Raw genomic sequence first — 14,408 nt, 5'->3', positions numbered from 1 at the left:
CTTTCTACCGATTACACGTCGGTACGAGTCAGCGCTCGAACAGCGCGTAGTACATGATACCCACCGCCGACCGGCCGTCCTGCAGGTCTCCGGTCCGCACTGCCTCCAGGAGCGCCTCGACTGTCGTCGTCTCGACGCGGATGGACTCGTTGAAGTCGAGGTCCTGTTCGGCCGTCGGCGTGCACCCCTCGGCGAGGAAGTAGTGGAACACCGAGTCGGCGTAGCCGTTGGCCGGTTCCGCGGTGTAGAGATGGCGTACGTCCTCGGCCTCGTAGCCGGTCTCCTCGCGGAGTTCCCGGTCGACGGCGGCCCGCGGTGTGTCGTCGTCGGCCTCTATGCTCCCGGCCGGGAGCGCCCGGTTGACACGCTTGACCGCCTGGCGCCACTCCTCGATGACGACGACGTCGCCGTCGGGGGTGAACGGCAGTATCACGACGCTGTCGCCCTCCCGCAGGAAGTCGAAGTCCGACTCGGTCCCGTCGGGCAGGCGCACGTCCTCGTGGACGATGTCGAACCCCGGGCACGTGTAGGCCGTCTCCGCGTCGAGCGTCTCCCACGCGAGGTCGTCTGGCATGGGCGCCATTGGGGCCGGGACTGATAAACCCGTGGCGATTGCAAGCCCAGCGCGTATCCGGGCGGCCGTGGTAGTAAACACTCGATGAGAACATCCTCGATAGTCCTCGTCTGTGGCGCACTCCTGTTCGCACTCCCGGTCCCCGGCACGTTCATCGCCGGCGCACTCGTGATGCTCGGCGGTGGCGTGGCACGCTGGCTCGGGTCGTAGACGTCTCGGAGCGCGATTCGCGAGCGGGCTTTCTGCGAGCCGATTACGACCGGCGAGTGACTGCAGTGCTCAGAGCTTCTCGGCGTTCCGGGCCTGTTCCGCGCGGCGCCCAGCCTGTTCAAGCCGCCGTCGAGCGGCGTTGGCCAGCGGGTCCGGCAGGTCGTCGCTCGCTTCGGAAAGGCGTAACGCCACTCGCTGGAGGCGTTCGGTGACGGCATCGAGTCGCTGGTCGGCGCCGTTCCCGTCGCCGGCACGTGCCCGTTCCGCCGCCTTCCGGGCCGATTCGGCGACGGCGGCGAGCGCCTGCTCCAATCCCTGCACGGCGTTCTGCGAGCCACCGTCTTGCCCGCCGTTGCCGCCGTCGGCGTCAGTCTGCTGGTCGGTATCGCCGCTGCCGTCGGCCGTCGCGGCCACCTCGGCACGGGTCTCCTCGGCGACGTCGGCGAGGAAGGTCGACAGCGACGCCTTCCCCGTGTTGGGCCGCTCGATGCGGACCGACTCGTCGGCCGCCGGGTCCGGGTTCACGCGGAACGCGCCGACGGCATCGTCGGCGTCCCGGACCTCCGTCGTGTAGGCGCCGCCGTCGTGGACGTACACCGCGTCCGCGCCGTCGAGCGGCGAGTCGTACAGCCGGCCGGCGAAGTCGTCCTCAACGGCGAGGTCGGTCAGCTCGCTGTCTGCGTCGGCCGGGTCCAGTTCGAGTTTGCGGGCGCGCTCGTTGGCGACGGTCGGGATCTCGCCATCGACGCCGGCCAGCGCCGGCCCGCCCTCGTCGGTGACGGCCACCTGCTCGCTGTGCGGGGACGCTCCGGCGCGGTTGACCGTCAGTCGGTGGTCGCCCGCCGGAACGTCCTGGACGGCGGCGACGCCGTCAAAGGTGGGCACCGCCTCGGGGTCGCTCTCCAGCAGCGCGACCGCCTCGACGGTCGAGTCCTGCGTGGTCAGGCCCTCGTCCTCGGGGGCGTCGCCGCTCGGGACAGCCTCGGAGATGCTCGCGACGACGGTGTTGATGGGGGCCGCCTCCCCGATGGCGTCGTAGCGCTCGGCCAGCGCCGCGCGGTGGTTCGGTTCGGAGATGTCCGCCGCCGGGTTCTCGTACCGTGGTTGGCCCCACGGCGCGCCCGTCGTCGTGATGTGGCCCGCGATGGCGTCCTCGCCGAACTCCGGGACGGCGAACTCGAAGCTCAACTGTGGCCCCGTGAAGTCCGTGATGGACTCTATCTCGCCGCTCGGAACGAGGGCGTACTCGATGTCGGCCTCGTCGCCGCCCTCGCGCTCGGCGTGTTTGAAGACGAGCCCCGTCGACCGGTCGGGCAGGTCCGTCGGCGGCGACGAGAGGGAGTCGAGCGAGCGCACCGTCAGGGCCTCGTCGACGAGGTCCGAGCGCTGGACGGACGGGAGGTCGGCGTGATCGTACAGCGGCGCCCCATCGTACTCCGGGACGACGTAGGGTAGCCGGTGGCCCTCGTCACGCGGCAACCCGTAGGCGAAGGGGATGGCGGCCACGTCCTCCAGGGTCTCGATGGCGCTGTTGGTGATGTCCGCGAAGGTCCCGCCCTCGGGGAGTCGCTGGAACTCGTCGGGGGAGTCGTTGACCGACAGCGCGCTGGAGTGCGAGCCCAGTTCGGTGAGGATGCGTGGCACCCCTTCCGGGTCGGGGTCGAGGAACTCGTTGTTGGGCACCTTCCGGGAGTGGGAGCTGGCGACGTACAGTTGCGGCTCGTCGGTCTCCGTGTCGACGAAGACGTGCAGCACCTCCCAGTCGTGCCAGTGGAAGTTCGTCGTGAACTGGTCGAACGCGGAGTACAGCCAGAACTGGACGACCGCCAGCGGCGAGTCCTCGTACTCGACGGCGTGGTAGAACACCGTCGGGTTCGGCGGCTCGTCACCCGTGAACCGCTCGTGGTAACCGTCGAAGGCGTCGAACCCGTCGACGATCGTCTCGCCGTCCCGTTCGCTCGTGTACGGTCGCGGGTCCGTCGGGAACCACGGCTCGTTCTCGTCGAAGTACAGCGTAGGGGCGAACCGGTTGGCGAGTTCGCTAGCGCGGTCGGCGCCCACCTCGCTCGCGTCGCTGTCCTCGCCGCCCGAGAGGACCGAACAGCCGGCGACCGAGGCCGCACCGACGCCCGCCAGCGACGCGAGGAGCGTCCGTCGGTCGAGTGTCGACTCAGGCATCTCGTCGCCCACCCCATCGTACATGTCCGTCCCCGGTGGCTACGCAGCGCTCGTCGGCTCGACGGACCGTCTGCATCATACGGCGTCGTCGGGAGCGCGGGTGAAAGGTCTTCTGGGGCCGGTCAGTACCGGGTGAACCCGTCCGTGTCGAGATAGTTGTGTGCGACGGTGACGGCGTGGTCGGCGTGCAGTCGCTCGGGGCCGAGCGAGACGCGCGCCTCGGCGGCCTCGGCGAGCAGGTCGGCCTCGCTCTCCTCGAAGTCGTGGTGGTCCGAGAGGACGAACACCGGGTCCGTGGGCGGCTCGACGTCGACGACCGGGTCGCCGTCCTCGTGGAGCTGGATGACGGTCCCGTCTCCGGCCACGTCGTCGAGCGTTCCCTCGAACCCCCGGCGGGTGAGCGAGACGCCGGGCGACGTCTCGACGGGGATGTGACCGATGGCCTCCTCGCGCTCTTCGAGCGCGTTGCGGACGAGTGCTGCCGTCGACCGTTCGTCTGGGTTCAGGCGACGGAGATCGCTCCCCTCGAAGGTGACCGTGTACTCGTCGGCGAGGACCAGATGCGTGCGGACGTCCTCCCGGATGGCGTGGCTCAGGAAGAACGCGCTGTTGACACAGCGACAGAGGACGTCTAAGCGCCCGGCGGCCCCGGCGAGGTCGTCGAGCGAGAAGTCGGGCGTGGTAGGTGCGTCGTGGCCGACGACGACGAACTGGCGCATACTCGGTGGTGACTGTCGGGGCTGTTAGGTGTGTCGAGACGACCGAGAGACCGGTCGAAGCCGTCGGGCGACCGGTGGCCTCGACACACGAGAGTGACGGTCGGCAGACCGACAGCGACCCGGTCCGACCGCCGGTAATCCAGGATTGTCACGTCGCCAGGTCTGATAACACCACCTTTCGATTCCGGGCTAGTGACAACCTCAGAATAACAATCAGCACGACTCCGTATGTCTGTGACAGACCATGACGGAGTCGAACGGGGCTTCACGACGGCTGTTTCTCCGACGGACCGGCAGTGTACTGGGCGTCGTCGGGAGCCTCTATCACACAGCTGACATCGCTCGTGGACACGACGACGAGGAGGAAGACGACGATGAGGACGACGACCGGGAGGGAACGCGGGAGGCCACCGTCGACGAGTTGCGAACGGCGTTCGCCAGCCCGGACCGCTACGTCGACGTCGGGGCGCCCGTGGACGACTTCGAAGACCTCGACGAGTGGGACGTCGAGAGCGGGTCACTCGACGCCGAAGAAGTGGACGTCTACAGAGGCACCCAGTCGGCGCGACTCTCGTTGCAGGCCGACGATGATGGGGTCCTCGAGATCAGCCGCGAGTTCGACGACGACCTCGACCTCTCGAACCAGGCGCTCTCGCTGGCGCTCAAGCTCGAATCGCCGGAGGTCGAGCAGCTGACCGTCACCGTCGAGGACGATGACGGCGACGAGGTGCGGATGCGCCGCCGGACCATCACGCCGACCTACGGATGGTTCCGCCTCGACCTCGGTATCACCGAGGAGGACGGCAACCCCGACCTCTCGGAGGTCGAGGAAATCCGAATCAGCATGAACCAGGACTACGGCCGCCCCATCGAACTGCTGGTCGACGACCTCCGTGCGACCGAGCGCGGTGACGGTGGGTACGTCGTCCTGACCTTCGACGATACGGAGGCGTCTCAGTATACCCGGGCGTTCCCCGTGATGGCCGAGTACGGCTTCCCCGGGTTCGCGGCCATCAACTCTGACCGGGTTGGCGACGACGACTACCTCTCGCTCGACCAACTCCGTGACCTGCAGGCCGCCGGCTGGGAGGTCGGGAGCCACACGGTCGACCACGAACGACTCACGGAACTCGAGACTGATGCAATCCGTTCGCAGGTCCGTGAGGCCAAAGCGTGGCTCCTCGACAACGGGTTCGAGGACGGCGCCAACAGTTTCGTCTACCCGTGGAGCAGCAACGACCCGCGGACGCGTGCCGTCGTCGGCGACTACCACTATCTGGCGTTCACGGACGGCAGCAACACCCACGGCCATCAGCTCAGCGGCCCACTGACGGTTGGCCGCATCTTCGCCGAGGAACGGGACCGCGTCGCCGACGCCATCGAGTTGGCCGGGGCGTACGACCAACTCGTCGTCCTGTCGTATCACGAGATCGGGAGCGACGACTGGATCAGCGAAGCCGGGTTCCGCGAGCAGATGCGCCGCATTGACGAGACCGACGGCGTCGAGGTGGTCACCCCGTCGTACCTCCTGACGGACCTGTTCGACCCGCCGATGTTCGAGTCCAACGGCGGCCTCTTCGATTGAGCGTCGAGTCGTCATGCAGTCGCCGAAGCGTGGCCGGCCCGTTCGGGCCCAGGTTTCGCGTGTCGTTCGGCCGAGCGAAGATATCTCGTGGACGGTATCTCGCCGACAGTCTTCCGGGTACTCGCACTCGCCGGACTGACGCTCCGGCCGACTCCTTCACAGACAGAGTTCGCAATCGTCGCCGCGACGGCCTGAGGGCTCCGGTACGTTTTCAAGAGCGACCGTCGGTGTCGAAATAGACCGTCGGCATCGAACCCCACGGACATCCCCACCCCCACTGCCGACGGCCGGTTTTTCACGGTGCTCACGTGTCGACCTCCAACACACCAACTCCCCACAGGACGGTCTCGACCCAGCGGGGACGTAGGCTCGTCGAGGGTGAGGACTATCTGGTCGTCAACATCGCGCAACCGACGCAACGGTTCTGACCGGGGTGTGCCCTCACGCCGGAGATCCGCTCCCAAATACATGTTTCAAGCTGCTGTAGGCAGGACGCCGGTCGCGGTCTCCGAGAGGCAAGAAACGTAGGCCCGGCAGCGGTACCGGATTCGAGGGGTGGATCGATGGGTACTACTCATCGCTGGCCTCCGCGACCTGCTGGCAGTATTCGGCGGCAGCCTCAGCCGCCGTCTCGCCCTCGCCGTGGCCCTCGACGGCGACGCCGCCCTGCGTGGCGAGCCACTCGCCGTCATCCTGCTCCTGAAGGACGATGGTCGTCCAGTGTTCCCGGTACGTGTGCAGCGTCGGTCGGTCGTGAACGTCTGAATCGTCGTAGGTCGCACCCATGCTCGGGACATAGGCAGTACCTGTAAAGGGGATGAGCCACGGATGCGGAGTGAAAGTGAAATGCGAGCGCAAATAGCAACCGTCAAAACAATATCAGATTATATTAACTTCATATCCAGATGTGTCTCCCATGGCCAGACCCTGCTTGTGAAGCGGCGAGTGCACCGGCATTCGCTGTGTTCGCTATTATATCAGGCATCGTTGGCACGTTAATGGTTCCTGAAGGTGAGAACCCGCCAAATCCACTCGGTCTGATTGTACTGTTAGGAACGATCGGTGGTATCGGGTGGTATTTTACGAGAGCAGCGACTCGTCAAACCGAGATAATCGAAGAAGTAGGTGGGCTGATGTACCCGATAGTAGTGTTATTGGGTCCGGCCGGGATTGGAATGTTCTTCATAGGGATTGGTCTGATGACTGCTGCAGCCACACATGTCTTGGTCGGAGATTATGCCTGAATCGCTCCTCCAACTCCCCTGGTTTCTGAATCCGCAGCCAAAATGGCTCCCATCAGCAATAATGGCTGGTGGTGCCGTCCTATTCGCGTTCAGCTACGCCCGCTCGTTCCGGAGTCAACAGTTCTCGGGTCTATTCGGATGGTGGATCTTCGCCGGCGCGTATGCGGCACTCGCGTATCCATGGGCTGTCTCACAGACTGACTATCTTGTAGGTGCGATTTTCCTCGTCGGGAAGTGGTTTCAGGGGGTGGGGACGGTAACGATGTACCTCCGTCTTCGTTCGACAATCAACAAGCTTCGAAACCGAGAGTTGCCGGGCGGTGGGCGATTCTTGAAAAAGGTCGTGCTGCGACTCGTGCTTGGATTGGTCATGGTAGCTGGGGCTACAGCGTCGCTCTTACTCTTGTTTTTCGGGCCGGTCGAATCCTCACTCCAGACGGAGATAACAGTCGTATGGACCGTGGTATTCTTCTTGACCGGAACAATCGGGATCGCGTGGCGACTCCGTTCGGTCCCCTCTGAGATGCCATTCGGAATGACTGCTGGCCTGGTGATTCTGGTCGGTGGCTCGGGCATCTACGGCTTTCAACTGGTACCAGACCAGCTCGTCCTCCTCGGTGTGGGCGGGGTCGTCATGACTGCGGGCTATATCGGCGCAGCAGCACTGTGGGTTCTCAAAAGCAGCGAACAGTCTCCTGGGGGTCGGTACCGATGATGCAGGCTGGTGGAGTAGGTCCCGAAACGATACTGGAGGCACTCCGATTCCTGTTCACCCGGAGATGGGTCTTGGGTGCCCTGGTTGTGGCTGCGGCTGGACTTAGCATCGACATCAGTACAGGCGTGTTGTCGACCCTCAGACGGGTGCGAAACGAGACAGGATTCAATTCGATATTTGACTGGTCCGCCGTGGTGGTCATAGCACTACGACAGTACGGCGAGGGTGGCGAGGTTCGATATCCGTTGTTACAAGGAATCGTATTCGTGCCAACAGTCGGTGCCATTGCGGTCTGCATTCTCAGCGTACCGTACGCAATGTACACACTCGGGATGGGGGCCGTCTCTATCTTTATTTTCTTTTATATCGGGTTGATCGTACTAGGGTTGTCTCTTCTTGCTGTGCTGATGCTTGTCTTACCCCCTGTATTCGGGCTGACAGCATACGTGTCGACAGTTGTGAGAGCGGTAGGCAAACTCACGTAGACACCAGTCCCACATCTGTCACACACCTATAACATTGCGAACCTATTGGGTAGTGGCCAGTATAAATCGCAGTCCACTAACGAATTGTTTCCCATATATCCACACTGGTTAGAACAGCCAATTTCGTATCCGAGTGAGCAGCCCAGGATTCCCGGAAGCACGTTTGCCGACGTTTTGTTTCTGTTTGTTATCTTTCTTGACAGACCCGTCAACAGCTACGTCTGGAGACGACTCAAAATCTGGGTCCGGTGTGGTGCCCATCGTAATTGCCCCATCTACGGGCTCAGGCGGTTCCTCATCGTAAGTCCTCTCGTATTCTTGAGCGCGCATTGAGTCAAGGATTCGATGACCACAGTTCCTACATTCCGGTGGGTTCTGCGAGTGGATGGTCCCGCACCTGTCACAAACCCATAGCATGATTCGCTTTTCTGACGGGTAGCTTATAAATTGGACCACAATAGCGACTTCTCAGCCAAGTCGCGAACGATTTGTGCAGAATATTCGCATATCAGAACGACATTCGATTCTGTTGAAACTTGTCAGTAACGGCTATGAGAAGGGGGGACGAGTTCCATAGGGGAGGGTTCCTTATGAGTCATGCTGTGATCGGATAACCACCGGTAAATGGTTCGTACCAACAGAATTATAAATTTTGGATAATGGTAATTAACGCTAGCTGCGAATATTGAGGGTTCCGACATATCATTTACTCCACCCCTATTTCACCTGACCTGTAATGGCAGAGGAGTCACAGAGCGGGGATGGGGCATTGACGCTGTCGCCGTCTCGCCGTCAATTGTTGACTGCAATTGGAGCAGCTGCAATGCCAGCGGCTGCCGGTTGTAGTAGTTCGACAGATACGTCGGAGCCTTCGGAAACCACCACCACGATGCAACAAACCACTACTTCACAGCAAAGCGACAGTCAGTCAATCGATCCGCGGTTCGGTTACATTGGAACGAGTGATGAATCGCCACCAGTCGAACCGGATCACACGATCAACCTCGAGATCCGCCCACGGGAGAACATTCCAATCCCGGAGTTCTATTTCGAACCCAGCGGGCTCGCGATCGACGTCGGCGACACCGTTCAATTCAATCTCGCAACGCCACACCACAACATCAATGCATACCATCCGGCGTTTGGCTACACACAGCGGGTCCCCTCGGGTGTACCGCCGTATTCATCGCCGATCCTGACTGCTGGCGATTACTGGCTCTATACGTTCGAGACCGAAGGTGTGCACAACATCATGTGTGCACCCCACGAGCTGTTTGGGATGGTCGGGAGCATTGTCGTCGGATCAGCCACGGGCCCTGCAGCGAATCCGGTTGGAGAGGCACCGGCGCCCTCCGAACAATCTCGACCACCTGAATTCACCGCTGGACTCGTGTTGAGCGACCCAGCTATGGCACCCGAAAATATTGTTGACCAGGGATCTGTCTCTTGGAGTGAGCTCAAACCCGAGAGCAAACGACCACTATTGACGCCAGTTGAAGAGGGCTAACACACCAGGGCGCAGAATCAGCATTCCGAACCGCCGATTAAACAGAATGTCTGCCGTCGGTACGCACACCTACTGAGCGGTCGACTCAGGCACCACTGTCTCAGATTTACACCTAGTGGAGTTTTATATAACCACTCGCATACGTTAGTATCCTCACACAGCACCTATATGTGTTGAATGCTAACAGTTAACATGCGGGCACTTTGCCCGCGCCTCTGACAGCGTACTGGCCTTCGCGGTCGGCGACCACGGTTTCACAGCCGCAGTACCGCCGCCGTATGCCCAGACGGTCGCTCCCAAGAGGTGCTCGCGACGGATGCTACGCGGCATCGTCACCTCCCGTGAGGTCGTCACCGGCACGGAACAGGCGGGTGTGGTCGACGCCCGTGGAACACGTCGGACAGAGTTCGTCGACAGCGACCTCATCGGCGACCTCGGGCTGGTTCGGGAGCAGGTAGCGCCAGCGTTGGCCCGTCGGCGTCTCCTCGCCGCAGTCGTCGCAGACGAAGGTGTCGCTCACTCTGACCCCTCCTGGTCAGTGGCCGTAGCCACTGGTAGCTGGGTACTTGAACGACTTCTTAATAGAAGGGTGAAGATTTCACATCGACAAGGAGTAGCTAGCCCTGGGAACGCACCCGCCTCTGACAGAGAAAGCGATTTACAACTCGCACCGCGGAAACCCGCGTTCCCTTCTGCAGCGAAGGACAGGACCTGTGCCGCGACGGTGAGCAGTGGTTGTGGCCCACGTGCTCCGATCCCACCCCGGCCCAGTTTCGCGAGGCGGACAGTATCGCACTCAGTCATCGCAATCACTCCCGAGAGCCCCGCAGCTGGGACACGCCTCGAACGTGGGGCGGGCGTAACCGCACTTCCAGCAAGGCGTTCGTTCAGTACCGGCTGTGACAGTTCCGCCATCGGTAACGAGGTCCGCATCGGCCTCTTCGAGCCGGCCCGCAAGTCCACGGAGGCCGTGCGAGCCACGCCGCTCGCGTTCGATAGCTTCCTCCTTCGGGAACGCAGCCTTACAGACCTGACACTGGTATCGCTCCGGCCCAGAGTGCTGGACCGAGGCACGATCGCACTCCGGACAGGCTAACACGGTGTCTGACTGGCCAGTATCGCTGGTGGACTGTCCACCGTCGGTTATCGGCCGACCACCATCCGAGCGGGCGAGGGTATCCCGGTTCGCCTGTGCGCGGACGCGGTTGGCCTGCTGGGGCTGGAACTCGCAGAAGTGCCGCCAGATGAGCAACCAGTCCCGAGTACACGGGTCGCACATCTCGTAGCGCGAGCCGTCGGCGAAGCGCGTCAGCGTCGTTCGTCCGATGGCGCCGCAGGACTCGCACTCGTCGTCGTGCGAGACCATCTACACATCACCTCCCGCGCGGTCCCACTCGAACTCATGGTCGACTGTGACGTCACCAGAGCTCAGTCGAGAGGCGAGTGGCTGGTCGGGATAGTCGTGGTCACCGAACTCGCTAGTGTCGGCGTCGTCACCCGTGTCGATGCTGCGGTGGAGCTTCGCGCCAGTCCGCCGCGTCGTCAGGAACGTCTCGATGTCCTTCTCAACGACGGTGTCCCAGCCGTCCGGGAAACACTGGTCACAGAGGTCGCGACCATCGACGTCCCGAGAATCCCGCGGCCGCCGTACCCAGTTGCCGTCGGTGATGCACGGCGTCTCCAGGGTCGGCGTCATGGCCGACACCTCCGTCCGTCGTCGGTCGCGGGACACCGCTGGTACGCGTCCTCGATGACCTCGCCGGAGGTGTCGCAGATGAGCGTCTCGTCAGTCGAGAGGCTCACGCGGACCACCCTGTAAAGCGGCCGCTTACTGTCAGGAAACCCGGGAAAAAGGGTTTGTAGGTAGTGGGCCGGCGCGAATTCGAATCGCGGTTACGGCCACCCGAAGGCCGAAGGATACCAGGCTACCCCACCGGCCCGTGCGATAGCATTCAAACGAAGGCGAGGGCGATTTTTAACCCTTCCGGAACGGCCGAGTGGCTGTGGGTCATCGGCACGCCAGCCCCGACGAACGGCAGAAGATATTTATCCGAGTGCAGTTACTCACGAGTTGAGTAACTATGAGCATCCTCGTCACCGGGGCCGACGGCTACATCGGCTGGCCCACAGCGCTGCGCATCGCGAACCGAACCGACGACCGTGTCCTCCTCGTGGACAACTTCGCCCGCCGCGAGTGGGTCGAGGAGGTCGGCGCGACCAGCGCCACCCCCGTGGCGTCCATCGACGAACGCATCGGCGCCGCCGAGGAGACGCTGGGTATCGACAACATGTCCTTCGTCGAGGGCGACCTGACCGAGCGCGCCTTCGTCGACGAACTCCTGCAGGTCCACGAACCCCACACCATCGTCCACGCCGCCGCCCAGCCCTCCGCGCCGTATTCTCAGATCAACGGCGAGCGGGCCAACTACACCCAGCACAACAACATGCAGGCCACGCGGAACCTGCTGTGGGGCCTCGAAGAGCACGACATGACCGACACCCACTTCATCGAGACGACGACGACGGGCGTCTACGGCGCGCCGGAGTTCCCCATCCCGGAGGGCGGCGCGACGATGGAGAACCAGGGCGAGGCCGACGACGTGCCCTTCCCGGCGATGGCGGGGAGCTGGTACCACCTCACGAAGTCCCACGACGCGGCCAACATGCGGCTGGCCCACAAGCAGTTCGACATCCCCATCTCGGACGTGCGCACGGCCATCACCTACGGGACCGAGACCGAGGAGACACGCGAGGACGACCGGCTCAAGACCCGCTTCGACTTCGACTACTACTTCGGGACCGTCGGCCACCGCTTCTGTGCGCAGGCCGTCGCCGGCTACCCCGTCACCGTCTACGGCAAGGGCGAACAGCGCAAACCGTTCGTCTCGCTGGAGGACGCCGTCGAGGGCCTCGCACAGCTGGCACTCGGCGACGCCGACGAGCGACCCGACGGCCTGACCGTCTACAATCAGGTCACGCGAGCCATCTCCATCGTCGAAATCGCCGAGACCATCGCCGAGGTGGGGCACGAGTTCGAGCTGGACGTCGACGTCGAGCACTTCGAGAACCCGCGCGACGAGGACGAGACCCACAAGATGGAGATCGAGAACGAGCGCTACGACGACCTCATCGGCGGACAGGCCCAGACCTTCGAGGAGGGCGTCGAGGACATCTTCGAGACGCTGACGCGCTACACCGAGACCATCGAGTCCCACGAGGACCGCTTCCTGCCGGGCGTCTTAGCGGAATGACGACCGACGTCCTCGTCACGGGCGGGTGTGGCTACATCGGGAGCGACCTGATTCCCCGCCTGCAGGCCGACGACCGCGTGGGCGAGGTCGTCGTCCTCGATAGCCTCACCTCCGGGTCGCCACGGGCGCTGATGGGCGCCGTCGACGGCAATCTGGAGTTCCGCCGCGGCGACGTCCGCGAGTACGGCGACGTCGAGAGCGCCATGCGCGGCGTCGACACCGTCGTCCATCTGGCCGCCATCACCGGCGCGTCCAGCACCCACGACCGGCGCGAGGAGACGGTCGCGGTCAACTACGACGGCACCGAGAACGTCCTGCGAGCCGCCGGGAAACTGGGCGTCGAGAACGTCGTCTTCGCCTCCTCGTGTAACGTCTATGGGCGGGCGACGAGCACGGACATCGACGAGACGGTCACGCCCGACCCAATCAATCCCTACGCCGAGACGAAACTCGACTCGGAGACCCTGTTGCGGGAGTACTGCGAGGAGTTCGGCATGGACGGCACCGCCCTGCGGATGGCGACGAACTTCGGCTACTCGCCGGGCGTCCGGTTCAACCTCGTCGTGAACTACTTCGTGTTCCGGGCGCTGACCGGGCGAACGCTCACCGTCTACGGCGACGGGTCGAACTGGCGGCCCTTCATCCACGTCTCCGACGCCGCTCGCGCCTACAAACACGCCGCGCTCGAACCGAGCGAGTGGGACGAGACGGTGTACAACGTCGGGAGTGCCGACGCCAACCACCAGATTTCGGAGATAGCCGACATCGTCGACGAGGAGGTCGGTGCGGTCGACATCACCTACCTCGAAGACGAACACCCCGGCCCCTCCTACCACGTCAACTTCGACCGGCTCCGCAGCACTGGCTTCGAACCACAGACCACCCTCCGCGAGGGGATTCGCGACATCGCACGGAGATTCACCGATGCCTGAACGAACGGTAGACACGCCACACGTCGCTATCACTGGCGCGGCCGGCTACATCGGCAGCCGCGTCCTCGTCGAACTGCAAGACCAACACCCCGACTGGGAACTCACCGCCGTCGACAACTTCTACCGGGGCGACCTCCGGACCGTCGGCGACGTCGACGTCGACCACGTCGACATCCGGAACCGCGACCGGCTGGAGGCCGCGCTGGACGGTGCCGACGTCGTCCTCCATCTGGCCGCCGTGTCGGGCGTCGACGACTGCGACGAGAACCCGGACCTGGCCTACGAGGTCAACGTCCAGGGGACCGACAACGTCGCGTGGTTCTGCCGGAAGACCGGCGCGGCGCTCGCCTTCCCCTTCTCGATGGCCGTCATCGGCGACCCCGAGGAGTTCCCCATCACCGTCGACCACCCACGGGACCCAATCAACTGGTACGGCCGGACGAAACTCCTCTCCGAACGGAGCATCGACACGTTCGCCGACGGCGCGTTCCCGGCCCACCAGTTCATGATCTCGAACCTCTACGGCAGCCACGAGGTCGGCGGGGAACGCATCTCGAAGGGAACCGTCATCAACTTCTTCCTCGGCCGGGCAATGGCCGGCGAGACGCTGACCGTGTACGAGCCCGGCACCCAGTCCCGGAACTTCGTCCACGTGAAAGACGTGGCGCGGGCCTACGTCCGGAGCGCCGAGCGGCTCGTAGAGCAGCTGGAGGCCGGCGAAACCGGCGTCGAGAAGTTCGAGATAGCCAGCGACGAGGACCCCAGCGTCCACGAGGTGGCGAGGCTCGTCCGTGACACGGCCGTCGAGTTCGGCTACGACCCCACGGTCGAACTCGTCGAGAACCCCCGCGCCGGTGAGGAGACGCTCGTCGACGACTTCCCGGTCGATACCACCGCCGCCCGAGAGCACCTCGGCTGGACCGCCGAGCACGACGTGGCCTCGGTCGTCCGGGACGCGCTGGCCGACGCGGAGTAGGACAGCTATCGCCGGCGAGAAACCGCAACGAC

15 protein-coding genes and 1 tRNA gene are annotated in these 14,408 nt (G+C 63.7%); 8 read left to right on the top strand and 8 right to left on the bottom strand.

The genetic code is table 11. The annotated features are described in order from the left end of the window. Positions 1 to 28: 28 nt before the first annotated feature. Positions 29 to 574, bottom strand: coding sequence for an NUDIX hydrolase (locus ACV7GQ_RS01915; protein WP_470311868.1), 546 nt, complete (start codon positions 572 to 574; stop codon positions 29 to 31). Positions 575 to 658: 84 nt separating this feature from the next. Here ACV7GQ_RS01915 and ACV7GQ_RS01910 point away from each other — a divergent pair, with 84 nt between their 5' ends. Next, positions 659 to 784, top strand: coding sequence for a hypothetical protein (locus tag ACV7GQ_RS01910; RefSeq protein ID WP_268899093.1), 126 nt, complete (start codon positions 659 to 661; stop codon positions 782 to 784). Positions 785 to 853: 69 nt separating this feature from the next. Here ACV7GQ_RS01910 and ACV7GQ_RS01905 read toward each other — a convergent pair whose 3' ends face one another. Together ACV7GQ_RS01905 and trmY are read right to left on the bottom strand one after the other, a co-directional pair. Further along, positions 854 to 2,962 carry a hypothetical protein gene (locus ACV7GQ_RS01905; RefSeq protein WP_470311867.1) on the bottom strand — a complete coding sequence of 703 codons (2,109 nt, stop codon included), beginning with the start codon at positions 2,960 to 2,962 and terminating at the stop codon, positions 854 to 856. Between the two features lie 122 nt (positions 2,963 to 3,084). After that, complete coding sequence (trmY, locus tag ACV7GQ_RS01900; RefSeq protein WP_470311866.1) at positions 3,085 to 3,681, bottom strand: tRNA (pseudouridine(54)-N(1))-methyltransferase TrmY; 597 nt, start codon at positions 3,679 to 3,681, stop codon at positions 3,085 to 3,087. Between the two features lie 244 nt (positions 3,682 to 3,925). Here trmY and ACV7GQ_RS01895 point away from each other — a divergent pair, with 244 nt between their 5' ends. After that, positions 3,926 to 5,266: a polysaccharide deacetylase family protein gene (locus ACV7GQ_RS01895; protein ID WP_470311865.1), complete on the top strand. Its 1,341-nt coding sequence runs from the start codon at positions 3,926 to 3,928 to the stop codon at positions 5,264 to 5,266. A 570-nt stretch (positions 5,267 to 5,836) separates the two neighbouring features. Here the strand turns inward: ACV7GQ_RS01895 and ACV7GQ_RS01890 are convergent. Next, positions 5,837 to 6,052 carry a hypothetical protein gene (locus ACV7GQ_RS01890; protein WP_470311864.1) on the bottom strand — a complete coding sequence of 72 codons (216 nt, stop codon included), beginning with the start codon at positions 6,050 to 6,052 and terminating at the stop codon, positions 5,837 to 5,839. Positions 6,053 to 6,502: 450 nt separating this feature from the next. Between ACV7GQ_RS01890 and ACV7GQ_RS01885 the strand changes: the two genes are divergently transcribed. The 3 genes from ACV7GQ_RS01885 (at position 6,503) to ACV7GQ_RS01875 (ending at position 9,217) form a co-directional block, all read left to right on the top strand. Next, positions 6,503 to 7,225, top strand: a complete 723-nt coding sequence (locus tag ACV7GQ_RS01885; RefSeq protein WP_470311863.1) for a hypothetical protein — start codon at positions 6,503 to 6,505, stop codon at positions 7,223 to 7,225. Beyond that, positions 7,222 to 7,710 (top strand): hypothetical protein, encoded by a 489-nt coding sequence (locus tag ACV7GQ_RS01880; protein ID WP_470311862.1) that lies wholly within the window; start codon positions 7,222 to 7,224, stop codon positions 7,708 to 7,710. The genes ACV7GQ_RS01885 and ACV7GQ_RS01880 overlap by 4 nt, the downstream gene beginning before the upstream one ends. A 736-nt stretch (positions 7,711 to 8,446) precedes the next feature. Then, positions 8,447 to 9,217 carry a cupredoxin domain-containing protein gene (locus ACV7GQ_RS01875; RefSeq protein ID WP_470311861.1) on the top strand — a complete coding sequence of 257 codons (771 nt, stop codon included), beginning with the start codon at positions 8,447 to 8,449 and terminating at the stop codon, positions 9,215 to 9,217. A 319-nt stretch (positions 9,218 to 9,536) separates the two neighbouring features. Here ACV7GQ_RS01875 and ACV7GQ_RS01870 read toward each other — a convergent pair whose 3' ends face one another. From ACV7GQ_RS01870 to ACV7GQ_RS01855, 4 genes are all read right to left on the bottom strand, one after another. Continuing rightward, entirely contained in the window at positions 9,537 to 9,737 is a 201-nt protein-coding gene (locus tag ACV7GQ_RS01870) for a hypothetical protein (protein ID WP_470311860.1), read from the bottom strand. 276 nt (positions 9,738 to 10,013) lie between these two features. Continuing rightward, positions 10,014 to 10,583: a hypothetical protein gene (locus tag ACV7GQ_RS01865; RefSeq protein ID WP_470311859.1), complete on the bottom strand. Its 570-nt coding sequence runs from the start codon at positions 10,581 to 10,583 to the stop codon at positions 10,014 to 10,016. Further along, the gene (locus ACV7GQ_RS01860) at positions 10,584 to 10,913 is read right to left on the bottom strand and encodes a hypothetical protein (RefSeq protein WP_470311858.1); all 330 of its coding nucleotides are present in this window, start codon (positions 10,911 to 10,913) and stop codon (positions 10,584 to 10,586) included. Between the two features lie 171 nt (positions 10,914 to 11,084). After that, positions 11,085 to 11,157 (bottom strand) — tRNA-Pro (locus ACV7GQ_RS01855). Positions 11,158 to 11,298: 141 nt separating this feature from the next. On the opposite strand from ACV7GQ_RS01855, the gene ACV7GQ_RS01850 reads away from it, so the two are divergent. Genes ACV7GQ_RS01850 through ACV7GQ_RS01840 form a run of 3 tightly spaced genes read left to right on the top strand, consistent with a single transcriptional unit; the run spans position 11,299 to position 14,376 of the window. Continuing rightward, a complete protein-coding gene (locus ACV7GQ_RS01850) occupies positions 11,299 to 12,468 on the top strand; it encodes an NAD-dependent epimerase/dehydratase family protein (protein WP_470311857.1) in 1,170 nt (389 codons plus the stop codon). Next, entirely contained in the window at positions 12,465 to 13,400 is a 936-nt protein-coding gene (locus tag ACV7GQ_RS01845; protein WP_470311856.1) for an NAD-dependent epimerase/dehydratase family protein, read from the top strand. Before ACV7GQ_RS01850 ends, ACV7GQ_RS01845 begins: the two co-directional genes overlap by 4 nt. Beyond that, positions 13,393 to 14,376 carry an NAD-dependent epimerase/dehydratase family protein gene (locus tag ACV7GQ_RS01840; RefSeq protein WP_470311855.1) on the top strand — a complete coding sequence of 328 codons (984 nt, stop codon included), beginning with the start codon at positions 13,393 to 13,395 and terminating at the stop codon, positions 14,374 to 14,376. Before ACV7GQ_RS01845 ends, ACV7GQ_RS01840 begins: the two co-directional genes overlap by 8 nt. Positions 14,377 to 14,408: the final 32 nt, after the last annotated feature.

The sequence above is a fragment of the Haloarcula sp. MBLA0163 genome (assembly GCF_055632435.1).
This window is presented reverse-complemented; position numbering and strand designations above follow the sequence as displayed.

Bases quoted from the DNA above. Each gene is read 5' to 3' on its own strand.
- ACV7GQ_RS01880 (WP_470311862.1), top strand. From the start codon at position 7,222: ATGATGCAGGCTGGTGGAGTAGGTCCCGAAACGATACTGGAGGCACTC.
- ACV7GQ_RS01910 (WP_268899093.1), top strand. From the start codon at position 659: ATGAGAACATCCTCGATAGTCCTCGTCTGTGGCGCACTCCTGTTCGCA.
- ACV7GQ_RS01905 (WP_470311867.1), bottom strand. From the start codon at position 2,962: ATGCCTGAGTCGACACTCGACCGACGGACGCTCCTCGCGTCGCTGGCG.
- ACV7GQ_RS01890 (WP_470311864.1), bottom strand. From the start codon at position 6,052: ATGGGTGCGACCTACGACGATTCAGACGTTCACGACCGACCGACGCTG.
- ACV7GQ_RS01845 (WP_470311856.1), top strand. From the start codon at position 12,465: ATGACGACCGACGTCCTCGTCACGGGCGGGTGTGGCTACATCGGGAGC.
- ACV7GQ_RS01885 (WP_470311863.1), top strand. From the start codon at position 6,503: ATGCCTGAATCGCTCCTCCAACTCCCCTGGTTTCTGAATCCGCAGCCA.
- ACV7GQ_RS01915 (WP_470311868.1), bottom strand. From the start codon at position 574: ATGCCAGACGACCTCGCGTGGGAGACGCTCGACGCGGAGACGGCCTAC.
- ACV7GQ_RS01875 (WP_470311861.1), top strand. From the start codon at position 8,447: ATGGCAGAGGAGTCACAGAGCGGGGATGGGGCATTGACGCTGTCGCCG.
- ACV7GQ_RS01860 (WP_470311858.1), bottom strand. From the start codon at position 10,913: ATGACGCCGACCCTGGAGACGCCGTGCATCACCGACGGCAACTGGGTA.
- ACV7GQ_RS01840 (WP_470311855.1), top strand. From the start codon at position 13,393: ATGCCTGAACGAACGGTAGACACGCCACACGTCGCTATCACTGGCGCG.
- trmY (WP_470311866.1), bottom strand. From the start codon at position 3,681: ATGCGCCAGTTCGTCGTCGTCGGCCACGACGCACCTACCACGCCCGAC.
- ACV7GQ_RS01895 (WP_470311865.1), top strand. From the start codon at position 3,926: ATGACGGAGTCGAACGGGGCTTCACGACGGCTGTTTCTCCGACGGACC.
- ACV7GQ_RS01850 (WP_470311857.1), top strand. From the start codon at position 11,299: ATGAGCATCCTCGTCACCGGGGCCGACGGCTACATCGGCTGGCCCACA.
- ACV7GQ_RS01865 (WP_470311859.1), bottom strand. From the start codon at position 10,583: ATGGTCTCGCACGACGACGAGTGCGAGTCCTGCGGCGCCATCGGACGA.